Here is a 14746-nt window from a genome sequence, read left to right on the forward strand (position 1 = left end):
AAGCGATGGACGACGTACTGAGGTCTGACGCGATCGAGCAGGCCGCGGCCGTCCGCGACGGGCGGGTGTCGCCGCGCGAGCTGGTCGAGGCGGCGATCGCCCGGATCGAGGCGTACGACGGCGAGCTGAACGCGGTGATCCACCGGCGGTTCGAGCGGGCGCTGGCCGAGCTCGACGCCATCCCCGCCGACGCGCCCTTCCGTGGTGTGCCGATCCTGTTGAAGGACCTGGGCTGGCCGCAGTCGGGTGAGCCGTACGGCGCGGGTTCACGGACGTTCGACGGCGTCGTGGTCAAGGAGGACGGATACGGTACGGCCCGGCTGCGGGCCGCTGGGTTCGTCGTGCTGGGCCGTACCAACACTCCCGAGTTCGGCAGCACGATCACCACCGAGCCCGTGGCGTACGGACCCACGCGCAACCCCTACGACCCGGCCTACTCCGCGGGTGGGTCGAGCGGCGGGTCGGCGGCTGCGGTCGCGGTCGGGATGGTGGCGCTGGCCACGGCCAGCGACGGCGGCGGCTCGATCCGCATCCCGGCGGCCCTGTGCGGGCTGGTGGGGCTCAAACCGACCCGCGGGCGCTCCAGCGCGGGACCGTCGGCCGGCGAGGGCTGGAGCGGCTTCTCGTGCCCGGGATTCGTCAGCAGGAGCGTGCGCGACACCGCGGCGGCGCTCGACCTCGTGTCCGGCTACGTGCCGGGCGATCCCTATGACGCCCCACAGCTGCCGCGGCCGCTCGCCGAGGAGGTCGGCGCGGACCCGGGGCGGCTGCGTGTCGGCTTCGTCGCCACGCACCCGAGAGACGACGTGCCGGCGGTCGCCGAGCTGACCGAGGCGGTCGAGGTGGCCGCCGCCCTGCTGGCGGCGCTCGGCCACGACGTGGCTCCCGGCTGCCCCGACGCGCTCGGCGACCCGGACTTCCCCGCCCACTTCGGCGCCATCGTGGCGAACAACCTGGCCGCGGAGATCGAGAACGTCGGCGTCTGGCGCGGCAAGCCGGTCGAGCTGGAGGAGCTGGAGCCGCGCAACGCCGCCATGGTCGGCGCCGGGCGCGGGCACAGCGCGGCCGCCCACATCCTGGCCACCCAGTGGATCGACGGGTTCCGCAGGCGGATGGCCGCGTGGTGGGCGTCGGGGTACGACCTGCTGCTGATGCCGTCTCTCGGCGTCGCGCCGTTCCCGCTCGGGTGGATCCCGCCGGACGACCTGAGCACCGCGTTCGGCAGGACCGCGCACGCCGTGTCCTACACCGCGCCGGTCAACGCGACAGGCCAGCCCTCGATCTCGCTGCCGCTGCACCGGAACGCGGCGGGCCTGCCCGTGGGCGTCCAGCTGGTGGCCGCGGCCGGGCGGGAGGACCTGCTGGTCAGGGTCGCGGCACAGATCGAGGCCGCCCGGCCGTTCGAGCACGCCGCACTGCGCTGACCATCAGAGGGCCGAGCCTCGGGAACTCGGTTCCGGCCGTGACGCGTTATGTCGTGAGAGGCCCGGGTATGAGGAGCGACATGATGGCGAAGGCAGGACGGGCTGCGGCGGCCTGGCGTACATACCGTGAAGTGAGCAAGCCCGGCACGCCGGGCTTGATGGCCAGGTTACGAGCGATCCCGCGCATGATCGGCGCCGTGATGCGCGGTGAGTACGACGGCATGGGCAAGAGCAAGCTGGCGCTGATGGGGTTCGGCGTGATCTACATGATCTCGCCGATCGACCTGGTGCCGGACTTTCTCGTGCTCATCGGTGTCGTGGACGACTTCGGGGTCTTCCTCTGGCTGATCGCCTCGCTGCTCGGCGAGAGCGGACGCTACGTGGACTGGGAGCGCGCGACCATCCAGGGAAGCGTCCAGGGCAAGCTCGACGACGGGCTTGGTCCCAAGCGACCGCGCCGCCGCTAGAACTCCTCCATCCGCAGCCAGGCTCGTGACGGCAGCGGGTGGCCGAACAACCGGGCGGCGTTGCCGTAGGCGACCCTGGCGATGTCGGCGGGCGGAAGCGTGCCGAGGTTCTGGGCCACCGCCTGCTGGGTGTCGGGCCAGGTCGAGTCGGAGTGCGGGTAGCCGCTCTCCTGCAGCACATGGTCGAGGCCGACCGCCAGGCGTACCCCCGACAGGGAGTGGTCGTCGAGGGTGCCGAAGTAGAAGTTGCGGCGCAGCACCTCGCTGGGCTTGAGGCCGCCGTCCCACTGCGCCTCGCCCGCGACGGGGTGATCCAGCGCGTAGTCGGCCCGCGCGGCCAGCATCGGCAGCCAGCCCACGCCGCCCTCCACGATGAGGATGCGCAGGTTGGGATAGCGCAGCGGGAGCCCGGACCAGAGCCAGTCGGCGCAGGCGAACATCGCGCTGGTCGGCATCAGCGTGGTGATCGCCTCGATGGGCGTGTCGGGCGAGGGCACCGGCGACCAGCTGGAGCCACCGGTGTGCAGGCAGACGACGGTGCCGGTCTCCTCACAGGCGGCGAAGAACGGGTCCCAGTGGCCGCTGTGGATCGACGGCAGCCGCAGCCGGGTCGGGAACTCGGGGAAGACCACGGCCTTGAAGCCGCGCGCCGCGTTGGCCCTGATCTCCTTGGCGGCGAGATCGGGGTCGGGCAGCCAGGGCAGCTGCAGACCGATGATGCGCTCGGGGTAGGTGCCCGCCCAGACGTCGATGTGCCAGTCGTTCCACGCCTTGACCAGGGCGAGGCCGAGCTCCTGGTCGCGGGTCCTGGCGAACGGCATGCCCGACTGGCCGGCCAGCATGCCGGGGAAGCAGAGCGCCGCCCAGATGCCGGCCAGGTCCATGTCCTCGATGCGGGCCTCGATGTCGTGGCAGCCGGGGCGCATGTGCTCGAACCTGACCGGGTCGAGCGTCCATTGCTCGCGGGGCAGACCGGCGCCCACGTCGAGCCCGGCACACGGGTATGTGGCGCCGCCGTAGCGCCAGACTTGGTGACCGCCCTCCGTCTCCACGACCTTTGGCGCGACCTCGGCGTATTTCTCCGCGAGCCGGCCTTCGAAAAGGTCTGGCGGCTCGATCAGGTGATCGTCGGCGGAGATGATCACATAGTCGCGCCGCCTCGGATCCGGATCGGGGAGCAGCGGCGTAGTCACGCAGGTAACCGTACGACGGCCGCATAACGTCGAACAAGCTGCGACGTCTCCGTTGGGTATCCACTATGCCCGAGGACCCGGGATCGCCGGGAGGGGGATGTGGCGACCCCGGGCCAGGAGGTCCGCTTTGTGAGGTTGCTGCTCTGCGAACCCCGGTGCCGCCTACCCACCGGAGATCGGTTCAGTCCGCGACAGAAGACTCTTCTGCAGCTCTTCGATGATCCCCGCGTCGACCTGCAAGACGTCCGTACAGTACTTCGCGACCGAGCCGTGCCGGGCGGTCAGATCGGCGAGGAACAACCGCATCGCCTCGGCCGGAGCCACCCCGAAACCGGGCCATCGGGTGGCGTTCGGATGCCGGCGCTGCCAGCTCGCGATGAAGCGCTCGGTGGCCAGGCCCGTTAACGCGTAATCGTCGATGATGTCCTCGTCCGCCACGCCGACGAGGCTCAGGATGAGCGCGGTGAGCAGCCCGGTGCGGTCCTTGCCCGCCGCGCAGTGCACGACCACGGGCGCGCTGCCGGACTGGGAGATCGTCTCGATGGCCGACCGGAGATTGTCGATCCCGTCCTCGGTCACCTCGAGGTAGCGGTCGGCGAGGTATCTCCCGACGCCCAGCCGGTCGTCGTAGGTGTTGATGTCCCAGCGGCGGCCCTCGATGGGCAGGTTGCGGTAGTCGAGCCCGTCGGAGTCGGGCACCCGCCCGGTCCGCTCCACCTCGAAGGGATGGCGCAGGTCGATGACGGTCCGCACCTTGAGGGCCTGGAACGTGATGAGATCGTCTCCCGCCAGCCAGCCGAGTGAGTCGGCACGATAGAGCCGTTGCCACCGGACGGTTTGCCCGTCCTTTGCGGCATATCCACCTACGTCACGAAAATTGTAGATACTTGCGAACTCTATGTGGCGGATCACCCTATCCAGCTTAATTGCTGGGCGCCCCGACTTCCTGGGCCGGCGCGTTCGCCGCGGCCTTCCTGTCGGCCACCTCGCGCCGGATGAGCAGGATCCAGCCACCGATGGCCACGCCGATGAACAGCCACCACTGCACGCCGTAGGCGAGGTTGAGGCCGCCCCCGGCGCCCACGTCGGGCGCGGGCACCGGCGCGGGCGCGGCGGCCGCCGCCGGCTGCTGCTTGGTCAGCTCCACGTAACCGCCCATGAGCTGGTACGGCAGCGCCTTGCCGATCTTCCCGGTGTCGATGAGCAACACCTGACCGGGTGGCAGACCGGCGCGCTCCTTGACCCCGGCCGTCGCCTCGGTCTCGCTGAGACGTAGCCTCCCGGTGACAGTTACCTGACCCGTCGGTGGCGGCGGCACCTCAGGAGGCGCGTCGGCGCTCGCCCCGGCCTTCACCCATCCGCGGTTGACGAGCACGGCCTGACCCGGACCGGTGACCAGCGGGGTCAGCACGTAGAAGCCCAGCTGTCCCTCCTGCGGCCGCCTGCGCACCACCAGCGCGTGGCTGGTGTCGTAGCTCCCCGAAGCCGTGACCGTCCTGAACCGGTCGGCCTCCCGCGCCCCTTTGCCCATCAGGGTCTCGACGGGCACGGGACCGGCCGCCAGGTTCGCGGTGACCTGCGTGCTGTTGGCCGACCGCTCCTCGAAGCGCCCGAACTGCCACCGGCCCAGGAACACGAAGGCCGGGATCACCAGCAGCACCACGATGTGGAGCGAGATCCAGCGGGGCGTGAGAAGGAACCGGTACACCCCTCAAGGGTAGGCACCGGGGCCGGTGCTCCTTCACCTGGCTCGGTCTGCCGGAGCGTGACCGAATCGCAATCTGGTCGAAACACTTACCGAACGGCGCTTCATCGCGTACGGTCGGGATTCGTCCGATCAGCTCCCCCTTCAGAGAGCGCCTCCAAAGCCATATGACCGTGCTTGCCGCGCCGTCCGAGGCGCCCGCGTTCGAGCTGCCCCGGTTCGGCCGTCTGGTGCGCCACGCCGTGCCCCGTGTGTTCGAGGGCATGATCCTGCCCGTCGCCGTCTTCTACGTCGGGATGATCCTCTCCGGGATCACCGGCGGGATCGTGGTGGCCGTGGCCTGGGTGTACGGGGGTGTGGTCTGGCGGCTGGCCAGGCGCAGAGCGGTGCCGGGGGCGGTGCTGCTGGCCGCGGGCACGGTCACCGTCAGGGCGGTGCTGGCGCTGCTGTCCGGCAGTGCGGTGATCTTCTTCCTGCAGCCGACCCTGGGCGTCTTCTGCGCGAGCGCCGGGTTTCTGGCGACCGCCCGGCTGCGCCGGCCGCTGGCGCAGCGGGTGGCGGAGGATCTGGTGCCGCTGCCGGAGCACGTGATCGAGCGGCCGGTGATGCGGCGCTTCTTCGCCAGGCAGTCGCTGGTGTGGGGATGCGCGCAGTTCGGCAACGCCTCGCTCAGCCTCTGGCTGCTGCTCAGCCAGACGATCCAGACGTACCTCATCGTGCGCACCGCGGCCGTCGCGGTGCTGCTGTCGGGGGCGGCGCTGCTGACGCTGATCGACTTCCGCTGGTGCCTGCGCGCCCTCCAGCGCGACACTGCCGCTGGGATTTAGGCGGACTTCAGCTCGGCGCCTGAGCCGGGGAGCGCCGTCACCTCGCGGGGGCCCGCGACCTCGTGACCCTCGGCGCAGCGGAAGTGCTGCTCGATGGGCGCCCCGCAGTCGCGGTGGGTCAGCAGCACGGGTGGCCCCTCGTCGTCGGCCAGGTATTTGTCGCCCCAGTGCATGAGCGCCACGAGCAGGGGATAGAGGTCGCGACCTTTGTCGGTCAGGCGGTATTCGTCACGTTGGCGCTGGCCGGGCTCGCGATAGGGCTCCTTGCGCAGCAGGCCCTCGTCGACCAGTCGCGCCAGTCGCGCGCTGAGCACCTGCCGGGGCGCCCCGGTGATCGCCTGCATGTCGGCGAACCGCCGGACGCCGCGGAACGCCTCGCGCAGCACCAGGAAGGTCCACTTCTCCCCAACGATGTCCAAGGTGCGCTCGATGGAGCAGTTGTTCACCTGGAATGCCACGTTCATGCGCCATATCATACCTGAGTTCAATTGACAGACCCAGGAAAATCAGGGGAAGCTGAGTTCATGCTCGGAACTCAGATTCGGCCCGCCCGGCCCGACGACGCCGAACGGCTCCGGCGCTTCCTCGCCCGGCTGTCCCTGCACACGCAGACCCTGCGCTTCTTCACCGGCATCGGCACCCCGGCCGCCAGCATGGTGCGGGTGCTCATCGCGTTGGACGACCACAGAGACGCCCTGGTCGCCACCCTGGACGGCGAGATCATCGGCCACGCCATGAGTTACCGGGGCGGCGCGGCCGACGTCGAGATCGCCGTCGTGGTCGCCGACGAGTGGCAGGGCAAGGGGCTCGGGCCGTACTTGATCGACGTGCTGCTGTTCAGGGTCGCGGTGCGGGGGGCGAAGACGGTCGGCATGGACGTACTGGGGGAGAACAGGCGGGTGCTCCGGATGATCCGCAGGCTCTGGCCGGACGCTCAGATGAAGGTGACTTCCGGATCGGTCGAGGTGACCGCTAGGATCCAACGGGCGGAGGTATTTGCGGAATAAGGTTCTGTTGCTCCACCATTGACAGTGTGAAGAGTGCCAAGAACGGACGCGACGGACGCACCCGCATCATTGACGGTGCCCTGCGCCGATTCAGCCAGGACGGGGTGTCGGCCACCACGCTGGCCAGCCTCCGTGAGGAGAGCGGCGTAAGCGTCGGCAGCTTCTACCACCACTTCGCCAGCAAGGAACACGTCTTCGGCGTCCTCTACGCGGAGATCCTCACCGCCTATCAGGCGGCCTTCCTCGCCGAGCTGGTCAGCCACGAGGAGGCCCGCGACGGCATCGAGGCCGTCGTGGCGCTGCACATGCGGTGGGCCGGCGAGCACCCGGAGCGCGCGAGGCTCCTGGTCAGTGAGCGCCCGCCGCGCAAGAACGAGCCGGGCGGCGCCGAGGTGGCGGAGGCCAGGCGCGCCTTCTTCCGCCAGGTGTCCGACTGGTGGCGGCCGCACATGAAGAACGGCCGGCTCCAGGTCGTACACCCGACCATGTGTTACGTGCTGTGGCTCGGACCGGCGCAGGAGATGTGCCGTCTGTGGTTCGCCGGCGCCCACACGCCGACGGAGGAGGAGATCAAAGGGCTCGGTGAGGCCGCCTGGCAGAGCCTGCGGCAGCGCTAGAGAGCGGCCTGATCCGCGATGGCACGCGCCAGCAGGCCGCGTCGAGCGAGATGTCCAGGCGCAGATCGCCACGCTGCCTGCGCAGCCCTGGCACGCGCACCCGCGCGTGCACGTCGAACCGGCCCCGGCAGGGGTAGCCGAATCCCAGCTCTCCCGGCAGCACTCGCAGGTCGTCGCGGTTGCCGCAGCTGGGGCAGGTCCATGAGACCAGGTCCAGCCCGCGGTTGTAGTCGGAGCAGGCGCGGAAGTAGTCGTCGGGCCAGAAACGGGACTCGCAGGCCAGGCAAGGGATCTGCATTGATCCGCTCCTCTTCTAACACCGAGCGTGGGTCTTCATAGAGATATCGTGGCCCACTTGCAAAACGCTTGGACGTTTCGGTAACAGTATGATTACTGTGGGTATCGGATCATGCGCGGGATTCTGCGGTGAAAGGATGGTCTCGTGGAACGACTGCGCGAGCACCTCCTCGAGACCGGCTACTCGATCGACGGCGTCCGCGATCGGCTGGGCGTCATGGCGGCCTCGGCCCTGTCCCGTGAGGAGCTGGTCCCGGCGCTGCGCGCCACGGCCGGCGACGACCCGCTGGCCGCGCTGATCCGGCTCTGGTGGCTCGGCGCCGCCGTTCCGGCCGCGCGGTTCCCGGGCGAGGTTCTCGACGAGGCTCTCGCGTCGGGCCTGGTCGCCGCCGAGGGCGAGCACGTACGCGCCACCGTGCACCTCCAGCCCTGGGAGACCGGCGGCTACGTCGTCTCCGATCGCAAGGTACGGCCCGGCGACCCGGCGCTGCGCCCCGACCACGTCGTGGGCGCGGGCGGCGCCTCGGCCAACCTGGCCCAGCTCGTCACCCGCCGCCCGGTCCACCGGGCCCTCGACCTCGGCACGGGCTGCGGCGTACAGGTGCTGCACCTGGCGGACCGCGTCGACGAGATCGTGGCCACCGACCTCAACCCCCGCGCGCTGGAGCTGGCCCGGCTGAGCTGGCGGCTGTCCGGGATCGACTGGGTGGACGCCCGCGCCGGCTCCCTGTTCGAGCCGGTCGAGGGGGAGCTGTTCGACCTCGTCGTCTCCAACCCGCCGTTCGTCATCTCGCCCGGCGGCGAGCTGACCTATCGCGAGACGGGCGCCGACGGAGACGCGTTCTGCCGCGATCTCGTACGACAGACCCCCCGCTTCCTCAATCCGGGCGGCCAGGCCCATTTCCTGGCCAATTGGCTGCACGTGGCGGACGAGGACTGGCGCGACCGGGTCGGCGGCTGGCTCGGCGAGACCGGCTGCGACGCCTGGGTGGTCCAGCGGGACGTGCAGGACCCGGCCGAATACGTCGAGCTGTGGCTGCGGGACGCCGCCGTACAGGGCACCCCCGGCTACACCGAGCACTACGACCGCTGGCTGGCCTGGTTCGACGAGCACAAGGTGCGGGGCATCGGCTTCGGCTGGATCACCATGCGCAACGCGGGCACGCTCGACCCGGTGGTCCGCGTGGAGCAGCTCACCCACCAGGTCACGCTGCCCGTCGGCGACTACGTCGACGGCGTGCTCGACTCGATCGCGACCGCCCACCGGGTGCAGTTCCTCGACTCGGCCCACCTGCGGACCGTGGCGGGCCTGCTGGACGAGCGCATCGGCCTGCCGGGCGCGGAAGACCCCATGCGCATCGTGCTGCGCCAGACGGACGGCCTACGCCGCAGTAGGGAGGTCGGCACCGTCGAGGCGGCCCTGGCGGGCGTCTGCGACGGCGACCTCGCCCTCGGCCCGCTGCTCAACGTCATCGCCGAGCTGGTCGGCGACGGGGAGATCCTGCACCCCGACGCCATCCGGCCGCTCATCGCCGAGGGTTATTTCCTGCTTTGATCGGCCGTTGATCGGATGTTGACCCCTCGGGTGGAGGCTTCTCACCAAGACACGAGCCCGGGGGGTTCGAGGCTCGTGTCGGGTCCGGCCGGTCGTCGATGTGAGGCGGCTAGCCGTTACGCGGAGCATCCGGATAACCGGGCCCCCTAGCGACGCGTGACGGTCAGATGGCCGGCCGGGCTAGCAATCCGCGCCACAGGCACGCATCACGGGGGATCCGTGACTCCCAAAGGGACAGCCTTGATCAACCATGTGTGGATGACACGTCTGGACGACGAGCTGTACTCAGGGCTCGACGGGACCGGCGACCGTATCGACGACAGGACTGACGACCGGCTCGATGTTGGAACCAACGATCGCTGCCTTGTCGAGACGGACCTTGAGGTCGTCGGCCTCGGGAGCGCCGAGCAGCGAGAAGATCTCGAAGGCCTGCCGTAGGCAGTCGTGACTCCTCGTGGCACTGCCCAGACCTTCGAGCGCCTCGCCGAGCACCATCAGCGAGAGCGCCTCGCCATAGGGATGGCCGATCTCTCTCGACACCACCAGCGCCTCCTCCGCGTGCCGTACGGCATCGGGGTAGCGCTTGGCGGCGATGAACGTCTCGGCGAGCCGGGAGCAGACCCGCTGCTCCCACACGCGCTGCTTGCTGGCCCGGAAGAAGGCCAGGCACTCGGCGTGGTGGTGGACGGCCTCGGTGATGCGGCCGACCCGCGACAGGACGATGCCCAGGTGGTAGCGGGCGCGGGCGGTGCCGGCGCCGCTGCCGATCTCGGTGAAGATGGCCAGGCCCTTCTCCGCCGCGGCGATCGCGTCCTCGGGGCGGCCGAGGCCGAGATGGTCGCGGGCCGAGTAGCTGAGCACGAGGGCCTCGCCGGCCGGTACGCCGTTCTCGCGATACCAGCGCATCGCCGACTCGAACCAGGTCAGCGCCTCGGCGTGGCGGCGCTGCCGGCCCACGACGACGGCCAGCGCGTTCATCACCTCGCCGGTGACGACCTTCTCCGCGCGCGCGACCGAGAGCTCGTGCACGATCCTGAACTGCTCCTCGGCCTGCGTGAGCTTGTTGCTCGCGAACAGCACGCGGCCGAGCACGTAGCGGGCGCGCAGCTCGCTCCCGGCGTCGCCGATGCGCGTGGCGGTGCCCAGCACGGCCCGCGTGCCCTGGTCGAACTCACGGGTGTGGGTGCCCGACTCCAGCAGCGGCTCCATGGCCACCAGCAGGTCACCGGCGGGCAGCAGCGGCTCGGGGGCGCGGGCGGTGGCGGCGGCCTGGTTGATCGCGGCGAACAGCGAGTCGCCCTCGGCCACCAGCCAGGCGACGGCCTCGTTGACGCTGTTGAAGGAGAGCCCGCTGCCGTCCACCTGGAGGTTGTCGGCGATCATGCTGCCCTCGTAGGCCAGCCGGTGCGCCGACTGGGCGGAGGCCAGGTAGAACCCGAGCAGCCGCCGCAGCGCCATCGTGCGGGCCTGCGGCCGTTCGGACTTCTCCAGCGTCCGCCGGGCGAACAACTTGAGCAGGTCGTGGAAGCGGTAACGGCCCGGCGCGGGCGCCTCCAGCAGGCTGGCGTCGACCAGCGACTCCAGCAGGTCCTCGCTGGCGAACGCGCTCATCGACAGTACGGCGGCCGCCGCTCCGACCGAGAAGTCGGGCCCGTTGGGCAGCGACAGCAGCCGGAACGCGCGGGCCTGGGCGGTGTCCAGCTGCCCGTAGCCCAGCGCGAACGTCGCCTCGACCGCCAGGTTGCCCACCCGCATCTCGTCCAGGCGGCGCTGCTCGTCGGCCAGCCTGGGCACCAGCGAGGCGACCGTCCACGAGGGACGCGCGGCCAGCCGGGCCGCCACGATCCGTACGGCCAGCGGCAGGAACCCGCAGGCGGCGACCACGTCCATGGCGGCGCCGTGCTCGGCCGCCACCCGCTCGGTCCCGGCCACCGAGGCGAACAGCGTCAGGGCCTCGTCCGGGTCCATCACGTCCAGGTCGAACAGCCGGGCCGAAGGCAGATCGGCCAGCTTGTGGCGGCTGGTGACGATGGCCGCGCAGCCCGACGAACCGGGCAGCAGCGGGACGACCTGCTCGGCGTTGTGGGCGTTGTCGAGCAGTACGAGGATGCGCCGTTCGGCCAGCAGCGACCGGTAGAGCGCGGACCGCTCGGCCAGCCGCTCCGGGATGACGTCGGAGGGCACGCCCAGCGCGCGCAGGAACGCGCCCAGCGCCGACTCGGGCCCGGTCGCCTCGTCGGTGTAGCCGCGCAGGTCGGCGTACAGCTGACCGTCGGGGAACAGGTCGTCGGCCGCGTGCGCCACGTGCACGGCCAGGGTGGTCTTGCCCACCCCGCCGATCCCGCAGATCGCGGCCACCGGCACGCCCTCGGCCGGCTTCGACGACAGCAGCGTGCGCAGCCGCCCGGCGATGTCCATGCGCCCGGTGAAGTCGCTCACGGCGGCGGGCAGCTGGGCGGGGCGGGGCAGTTCGAGCGTCGGCGCCCGTTCCTCCCGCGCTTCCTCCTCGGCCACCTCGGTCACGGCCAGCGTGGGGTCGGCGCTCAGGATGCGCTGGTGCAGCGCGGTCAGCTCGGGGCCGGGCTCGATGCCCAGCTCCTCGATCAGCGCATCGCGCGTCTCGGTGAAGACGGCCAGCGCGTCACCCTGCCGGCCGCACCGGTAGTAGGCCAGCATCAGCTGGGCGCGCAGCCGCTCACGCAGCGGATGCTCGCCCGTCAGCGCGATCAGCTCGGACACGACCGCGGCGTGCTCACCCAGCTCCAGGTCGAGGTCCATGAGCGTCTCGACCACACTGATCCGGCGCTCGACCAGCCGGTCACGCTGATGCTCGGTGTACGGCCCGACGGCCCCGGCCAGCGGCTCGCCCTCGAACAGCGACAACGCGGCCCGCAGACCATCGGCGGCCTCCCGCGGCCTGCCGGCCCGGCGCGCGGCCTCGGCCTCATGGATGCCGCGCTCGAACCGGGTCAGGTCCAGCGAATCGTCGGGCAGCCGCAGCGCATACCCCCGGCCGACGGAGGTCAGCAGCTCGGGCCGCGAACGGGCCGCCCGGCCGGGCTCCAGGACCGTGCGCAACCTGGAGACGTACGTGCGCAGCGCACCGAGGGCTCGCGGCGGCGCGTCCTCGCCCCACACCGCGTCGATCATCTCGGTCGGCGTAACCGCACGGCCTTCCCGCAGGAGCAGCATGGCGAGAATGGAGCGCTGCAGCGGGGTGCCCAGGTCGAGTTCCTGGCCATCGCGCCACGCGCGGACGGGGCCGAGCACGGCGAACCTCAGCCCGCCTTCGCCGCTCTGACCAGTCATGTCGCCTGTCTCCAACGCAATGGAAAGATTTGTTACCAAATGATAGGTCCATCCTTGCGCAACAGATAGGCATCCGCCCATTCGTTAACCGAAGCGTTGATCGGCCTTTAATCGGGTGTTGAGCCACGCGGCGGATGCTGAGGGTCAACAGCGGCATGGCCCCGATAACGCGGGGGCGGCCATGACACTGGCATAAATAGGACAAGCAAGACACAGGCCCCGCCGTATGGCGGGGCCTTCACGGATGCTTCCTTATGCTGCCTCGGCCGCGAGGACAAGCCTCTGGGCCAGGCGTTCTCGAATCCCGGGCCATTCCGAGTTCAGGATCGAGTAGTACGCCGTATCTCGGACAGTGTCATCCGCGCCCCTGCATTCCGCCCGGCGTATCCCGTCGAAATGCGCGCCCAAGGCGGCTATCGCGGCCAGGGACCTGTTGTTGCGTACGTCTGACTTGAGCGTGATGCGGTGGACGTTCCACGTCTCGAAGGCGTGCGAGAGCATCAGGTACTTGCTCTCCCGGTTCGCACCCGTGCCCTGGGCGGAGGCGCCCAGCCAGGTGTAACCGATGTCGGCCACGGACGGGACCTCGCCCACCGCGCCCCGCGTACCCGGCGGCCAGGGCATGGGGCCCTGCCAGTACTCCAGGTGCATGAGACGGGTGGCACCGACCACACGGTCGGTGTTCAGCCACCGGACGGCGAAGGGCAGCGTGCGGCCCTCCGCCTGCTCAGCCAGTGCGGCCTCCACATAGGAGACCATCTCGTCCCGGCCGGCCGGGACACGGGTGAAGGCATACGTGGAGCGGTCTTCACTCGCCGCGGCGACGAGGTCGTCGATCACCGCGAGGCTGAGAGGTTCCAGGCGCACGAGGCGCCCGGACAAGGTGACAAGAGCGGGCATGAGCACATGATGGAGGCTGCTCGGTATGGGAGAGAACAGCACTCGCCCACCATTCTTTGCAGCTTGTTGCAACCTGGGTATTCATGCAGGTCAACGGGCCGATTGCGGGGTCTCCGCACCGGCCCGTGGACAAAGTTTCGCCTAACTGTGACATGGCGTCGGCACGAGCGCCGGGTGCCGTTCACGCACCGGGCTCAGCCGCGCCAGCGAGAGCTCTGTCAAGCCCATCGACAGCTGGTCCAGATTGGCCGCGATCCACGGCAGCTGGAGCGGATCGGGGCTGGTCAGCGCGGCCAGCCGCTCCTCCGTGGTGTCCCCGTAGAGCAGGCTCACCGCGACCCGTACCCGCGCGGCGGTGGGATCGTCGCCGAACGCGTGGCCGGGCAGCACGCCGATGCCGTGCTCCTCGAGCAGCAGCCGGGTGATCTCCGCCGAGCCGCCGAGCCGCAGGTGGCTCAGGTCCGGGTAGAGGTAGAACCCGCCCTGGGGAGTGGGCACCGACGCGCCGATCTCCGTGAACCTGTCGCGTACCGCGCGGGCGAGAGTCCCGTGCAGCCGCTGGCTGCGCAGGATGCGCTCGACCAGCTCGGGCGGGTCGGTGAAGGCGTAGGCGGCGGCTTCCTGCACGGGAGCGGCCGGGGCGGACCAGATCTCGCTCGCCACCGCGAGCAGTCTGGCGCGCAGGTCGTACGCCTCGTCGGGCAGCCTGGCCACGCCGATCCGCCAGCCGCCCAGCGCCAGGCTCTTGCTGAGCCCGGTGGTGACGACCGTGCGCTCGGGCGCCAGGTCCGCGGGCGAGGTGAACGGAAGCAGGGGGTCGTGCAGCAGGTCCCGGTAGATCTCGTCCGAGATGATGTACAGGTCGAGCTCGCGGGCGACCTCCACCAGGCGTTGGATGGTCTGCGGCGGCGCGAGGCGTCCGGTGGGGTTGTCGGGCAGCGTCACGAGCACCGAGCGGACGGTCCGGCCCTGGGCGCGAGCGTGCAGCACGGCCGAGGTCACCCGCTCCGGATCCGGTACGCCGCCCTGTCCCTGCGGGGGTGCGACCATGATCGGACGGGCGCCGACGAGGTCGGCCTGCGCCGCGTAGCTGACCCAGCTGGGCATGGGCAGGACGATGTCGCCGCCGATGGCCAGCAGCACGCCGTACAGCAGTGACTTGCTGCCGGGGCCGCAGACGACCAGTTCGGGGTCGGTGGGGAGCCCCCGTCGTGTCCAGTAGCCCGCCGCCGCGTCCCGTAGGTCGGCCGCCCCCGCGACCGGCCCGTAGCCGTTGCGCTCGGATGCGGCGACCAGCTTGTCGCGCAGCGCCGGGTGGACGGGCAGGCCAGCCTCACCGAACGCGAGGTGCAGCACCCGTTCCCCGGCGCGCCGTCTTCGCTCGATGTCTTCGTTGGTCGCCAGAGTGGCGGAGAGGGTAACCGTCATGTTTGTCACGTTCCCAG

The 14746-nt window shown here is 70.5% G+C and carries 14 protein-coding genes; 6 read left to right on the top strand and 8 right to left on the bottom strand.

Annotated features, from left to right (window positions below):
• The first annotated feature begins 5 nt into the window (after positions 1-5).
• Entirely contained in the window at positions 6-1424 is a 1419-nt protein-coding gene (locus ACGFJ2_RS31310; protein WP_393474354.1) for an amidase, read from the top strand.
• Positions 1425-1504: 80 nt separating this feature from the next.
• The gene (locus ACGFJ2_RS31315; RefSeq protein WP_357937847.1) at positions 1505-1891 is read left to right on the top strand and encodes a YkvA family protein; all 387 of its coding nucleotides are present in this window, start codon (positions 1505-1507) and stop codon (positions 1889-1891) included.
• On the opposite strand, the gene ACGFJ2_RS31320 is transcribed toward ACGFJ2_RS31315, so the two are convergent.
• From ACGFJ2_RS31320 to ACGFJ2_RS31330, 3 genes are all read right to left on the bottom strand, one after another.
• A complete protein-coding gene (locus ACGFJ2_RS31320; protein WP_357937844.1) occupies positions 1888-3084 on the bottom strand; it encodes an amidohydrolase family protein in 1197 nt (398 codons plus the stop codon). The two genes, ACGFJ2_RS31315 and ACGFJ2_RS31320, sit on opposite strands and share 4 nt — an antisense overlap.
• Before the next feature lie 162 nt (positions 3085-3246).
• Positions 3247-4098, bottom strand: a complete 852-nt coding sequence (locus ACGFJ2_RS31325) for a tyrosine-protein phosphatase (protein ID WP_393474357.1) — start codon at positions 4096-4098, stop codon at positions 3247-3249.
• The gene (locus ACGFJ2_RS31330) at positions 4007-4792 is read right to left on the bottom strand and encodes an SURF1 family protein (protein ID WP_358176882.1); all 786 of its coding nucleotides are present in this window, start codon (positions 4790-4792) and stop codon (positions 4007-4009) included. Before ACGFJ2_RS31330 ends, ACGFJ2_RS31325 begins: the two co-directional genes overlap by 92 nt.
• A gap of 164 nt (positions 4793-4956) precedes the next feature.
• Between ACGFJ2_RS31330 and ACGFJ2_RS31335 the strand changes: the two genes are divergently transcribed.
• A complete protein-coding gene (locus tag ACGFJ2_RS31335) occupies positions 4957-5616 on the top strand; it encodes a VC0807 family protein (RefSeq protein ID WP_357937835.1) in 660 nt (219 codons plus the stop codon).
• On the opposite strand, the gene ACGFJ2_RS31340 is transcribed toward ACGFJ2_RS31335, so the two are convergent.
• A complete protein-coding gene (locus ACGFJ2_RS31340) occupies positions 5613-6080 on the bottom strand; it encodes a helix-turn-helix domain-containing protein (protein WP_358534501.1) in 468 nt (155 codons plus the stop codon). The two genes, ACGFJ2_RS31335 and ACGFJ2_RS31340, sit on opposite strands and share 4 nt — an antisense overlap.
• A gap of 60 nt (positions 6081-6140) precedes the next feature.
• Here ACGFJ2_RS31340 and ACGFJ2_RS31345 point away from each other — a divergent pair, with 60 nt between their 5' ends.
• Positions 6141-6623, top strand: coding sequence for a GNAT family N-acetyltransferase (locus ACGFJ2_RS31345; RefSeq protein ID WP_393474362.1), 483 nt, complete (start codon positions 6141-6143; stop codon positions 6621-6623).
• A 26-nt stretch (positions 6624-6649) separates the two neighbouring features.
• Positions 6650-7240: a TetR/AcrR family transcriptional regulator gene (locus tag ACGFJ2_RS31350; protein WP_225302223.1), complete on the top strand. Its 591-nt coding sequence runs from the start codon at positions 6650-6652 to the stop codon at positions 7238-7240.
• Here ACGFJ2_RS31350 and ACGFJ2_RS31355 read toward each other — a convergent pair.
• Positions 7194-7538, bottom strand: a complete 345-nt coding sequence (locus ACGFJ2_RS31355; RefSeq protein WP_357937826.1) for a hypothetical protein — start codon at positions 7536-7538, stop codon at positions 7194-7196. The genes ACGFJ2_RS31350 and ACGFJ2_RS31355 overlap by 47 nt on opposite strands.
• Positions 7539-7682: 144 nt before the next feature.
• Here ACGFJ2_RS31355 and ACGFJ2_RS31360 point away from each other — a divergent pair, with 144 nt between their 5' ends.
• Positions 7683-9092: a class I SAM-dependent methyltransferase gene (locus ACGFJ2_RS31360; RefSeq protein WP_358176891.1), complete on the top strand. Its 1410-nt coding sequence runs from the start codon at positions 7683-7685 to the stop codon at positions 9090-9092.
• A 285-nt stretch (positions 9093-9377) separates the two neighbouring features.
• Here ACGFJ2_RS31360 and ACGFJ2_RS31365 read toward each other — a convergent pair whose 3' ends face one another.
• The 3 genes from ACGFJ2_RS31365 to ACGFJ2_RS31375 all read right to left on the bottom strand — a co-directional run bounded on the left by ACGFJ2_RS31365 (position 9378) and on the right by ACGFJ2_RS31375 (position 14729).
• Entirely contained in the window at positions 9378-12401 is a 3024-nt protein-coding gene (locus ACGFJ2_RS31365) for a BTAD domain-containing putative transcriptional regulator (protein ID WP_393474367.1), read from the bottom strand.
• Positions 12402-12653: 252 nt separating this feature from the next.
• The gene (locus ACGFJ2_RS31370; protein ID WP_225302219.1) at positions 12654-13301 is read right to left on the bottom strand and encodes a GNAT family N-acetyltransferase; all 648 of its coding nucleotides are present in this window, start codon (positions 13299-13301) and stop codon (positions 12654-12656) included.
• A 141-nt stretch (positions 13302-13442) separates the two neighbouring features.
• Entirely contained in the window at positions 13443-14729 is a 1287-nt protein-coding gene (locus tag ACGFJ2_RS31375) for a pyridoxal phosphate-dependent aminotransferase (protein WP_357937817.1), read from the bottom strand.
• Positions 14730-14746: the final 17 nt, after the last annotated feature.

Source organism: Nonomuraea sp. NPDC049028, from assembly GCF_043197735.1.
Classification (GTDB): Bacteria; Actinomycetota; Actinomycetes; order Streptosporangiales; family Streptosporangiaceae; genus Nonomuraea.

Excerpts from the sequence above, each read along its gene's own strand:
- ACGFJ2_RS31310 (WP_393474354.1), top strand. The coding sequence starts at position 6 with ATGGACGACGTACTGAGGTCTGACGCGATCGAGCAGGCCGCGGCCGTC.
- ACGFJ2_RS31315 (WP_357937847.1), top strand. The coding sequence starts at position 1,505 with ATGATGGCGAAGGCAGGACGGGCTGCGGCGGCCTGGCGTACATACCGT.
- ACGFJ2_RS31335 (WP_357937835.1), top strand. The coding sequence starts at position 4,957 with ATGACCGTGCTTGCCGCGCCGTCCGAGGCGCCCGCGTTCGAGCTGCCC.
- ACGFJ2_RS31340 (WP_358534501.1), bottom strand. The coding sequence starts at position 6,080 with ATGAACGTGGCATTCCAGGTGAACAACTGCTCCATCGAGCGCACCTTG.
- ACGFJ2_RS31345 (WP_393474362.1), top strand. The coding sequence starts at position 6,141 with ATGCTCGGAACTCAGATTCGGCCCGCCCGGCCCGACGACGCCGAACGG.
- ACGFJ2_RS31355 (WP_357937826.1), bottom strand. The coding sequence starts at position 7,538 with ATGCAGATCCCTTGCCTGGCCTGCGAGTCCCGTTTCTGGCCCGACGAC.
- ACGFJ2_RS31365 (WP_393474367.1), bottom strand. The coding sequence starts at position 12,401 with ATGACTGGTCAGAGCGGCGAAGGCGGGCTGAGGTTCGCCGTGCTCGGC.
- ACGFJ2_RS31370 (WP_225302219.1), bottom strand. The coding sequence starts at position 13,301 with ATGCCCGCTCTTGTCACCTTGTCCGGGCGCCTCGTGCGCCTGGAACCT.
- ACGFJ2_RS31375 (WP_357937817.1), bottom strand. The coding sequence starts at position 14,729 with ATGACGGTTACCCTCTCCGCCACTCTGGCGACCAACGAAGACATCGAG.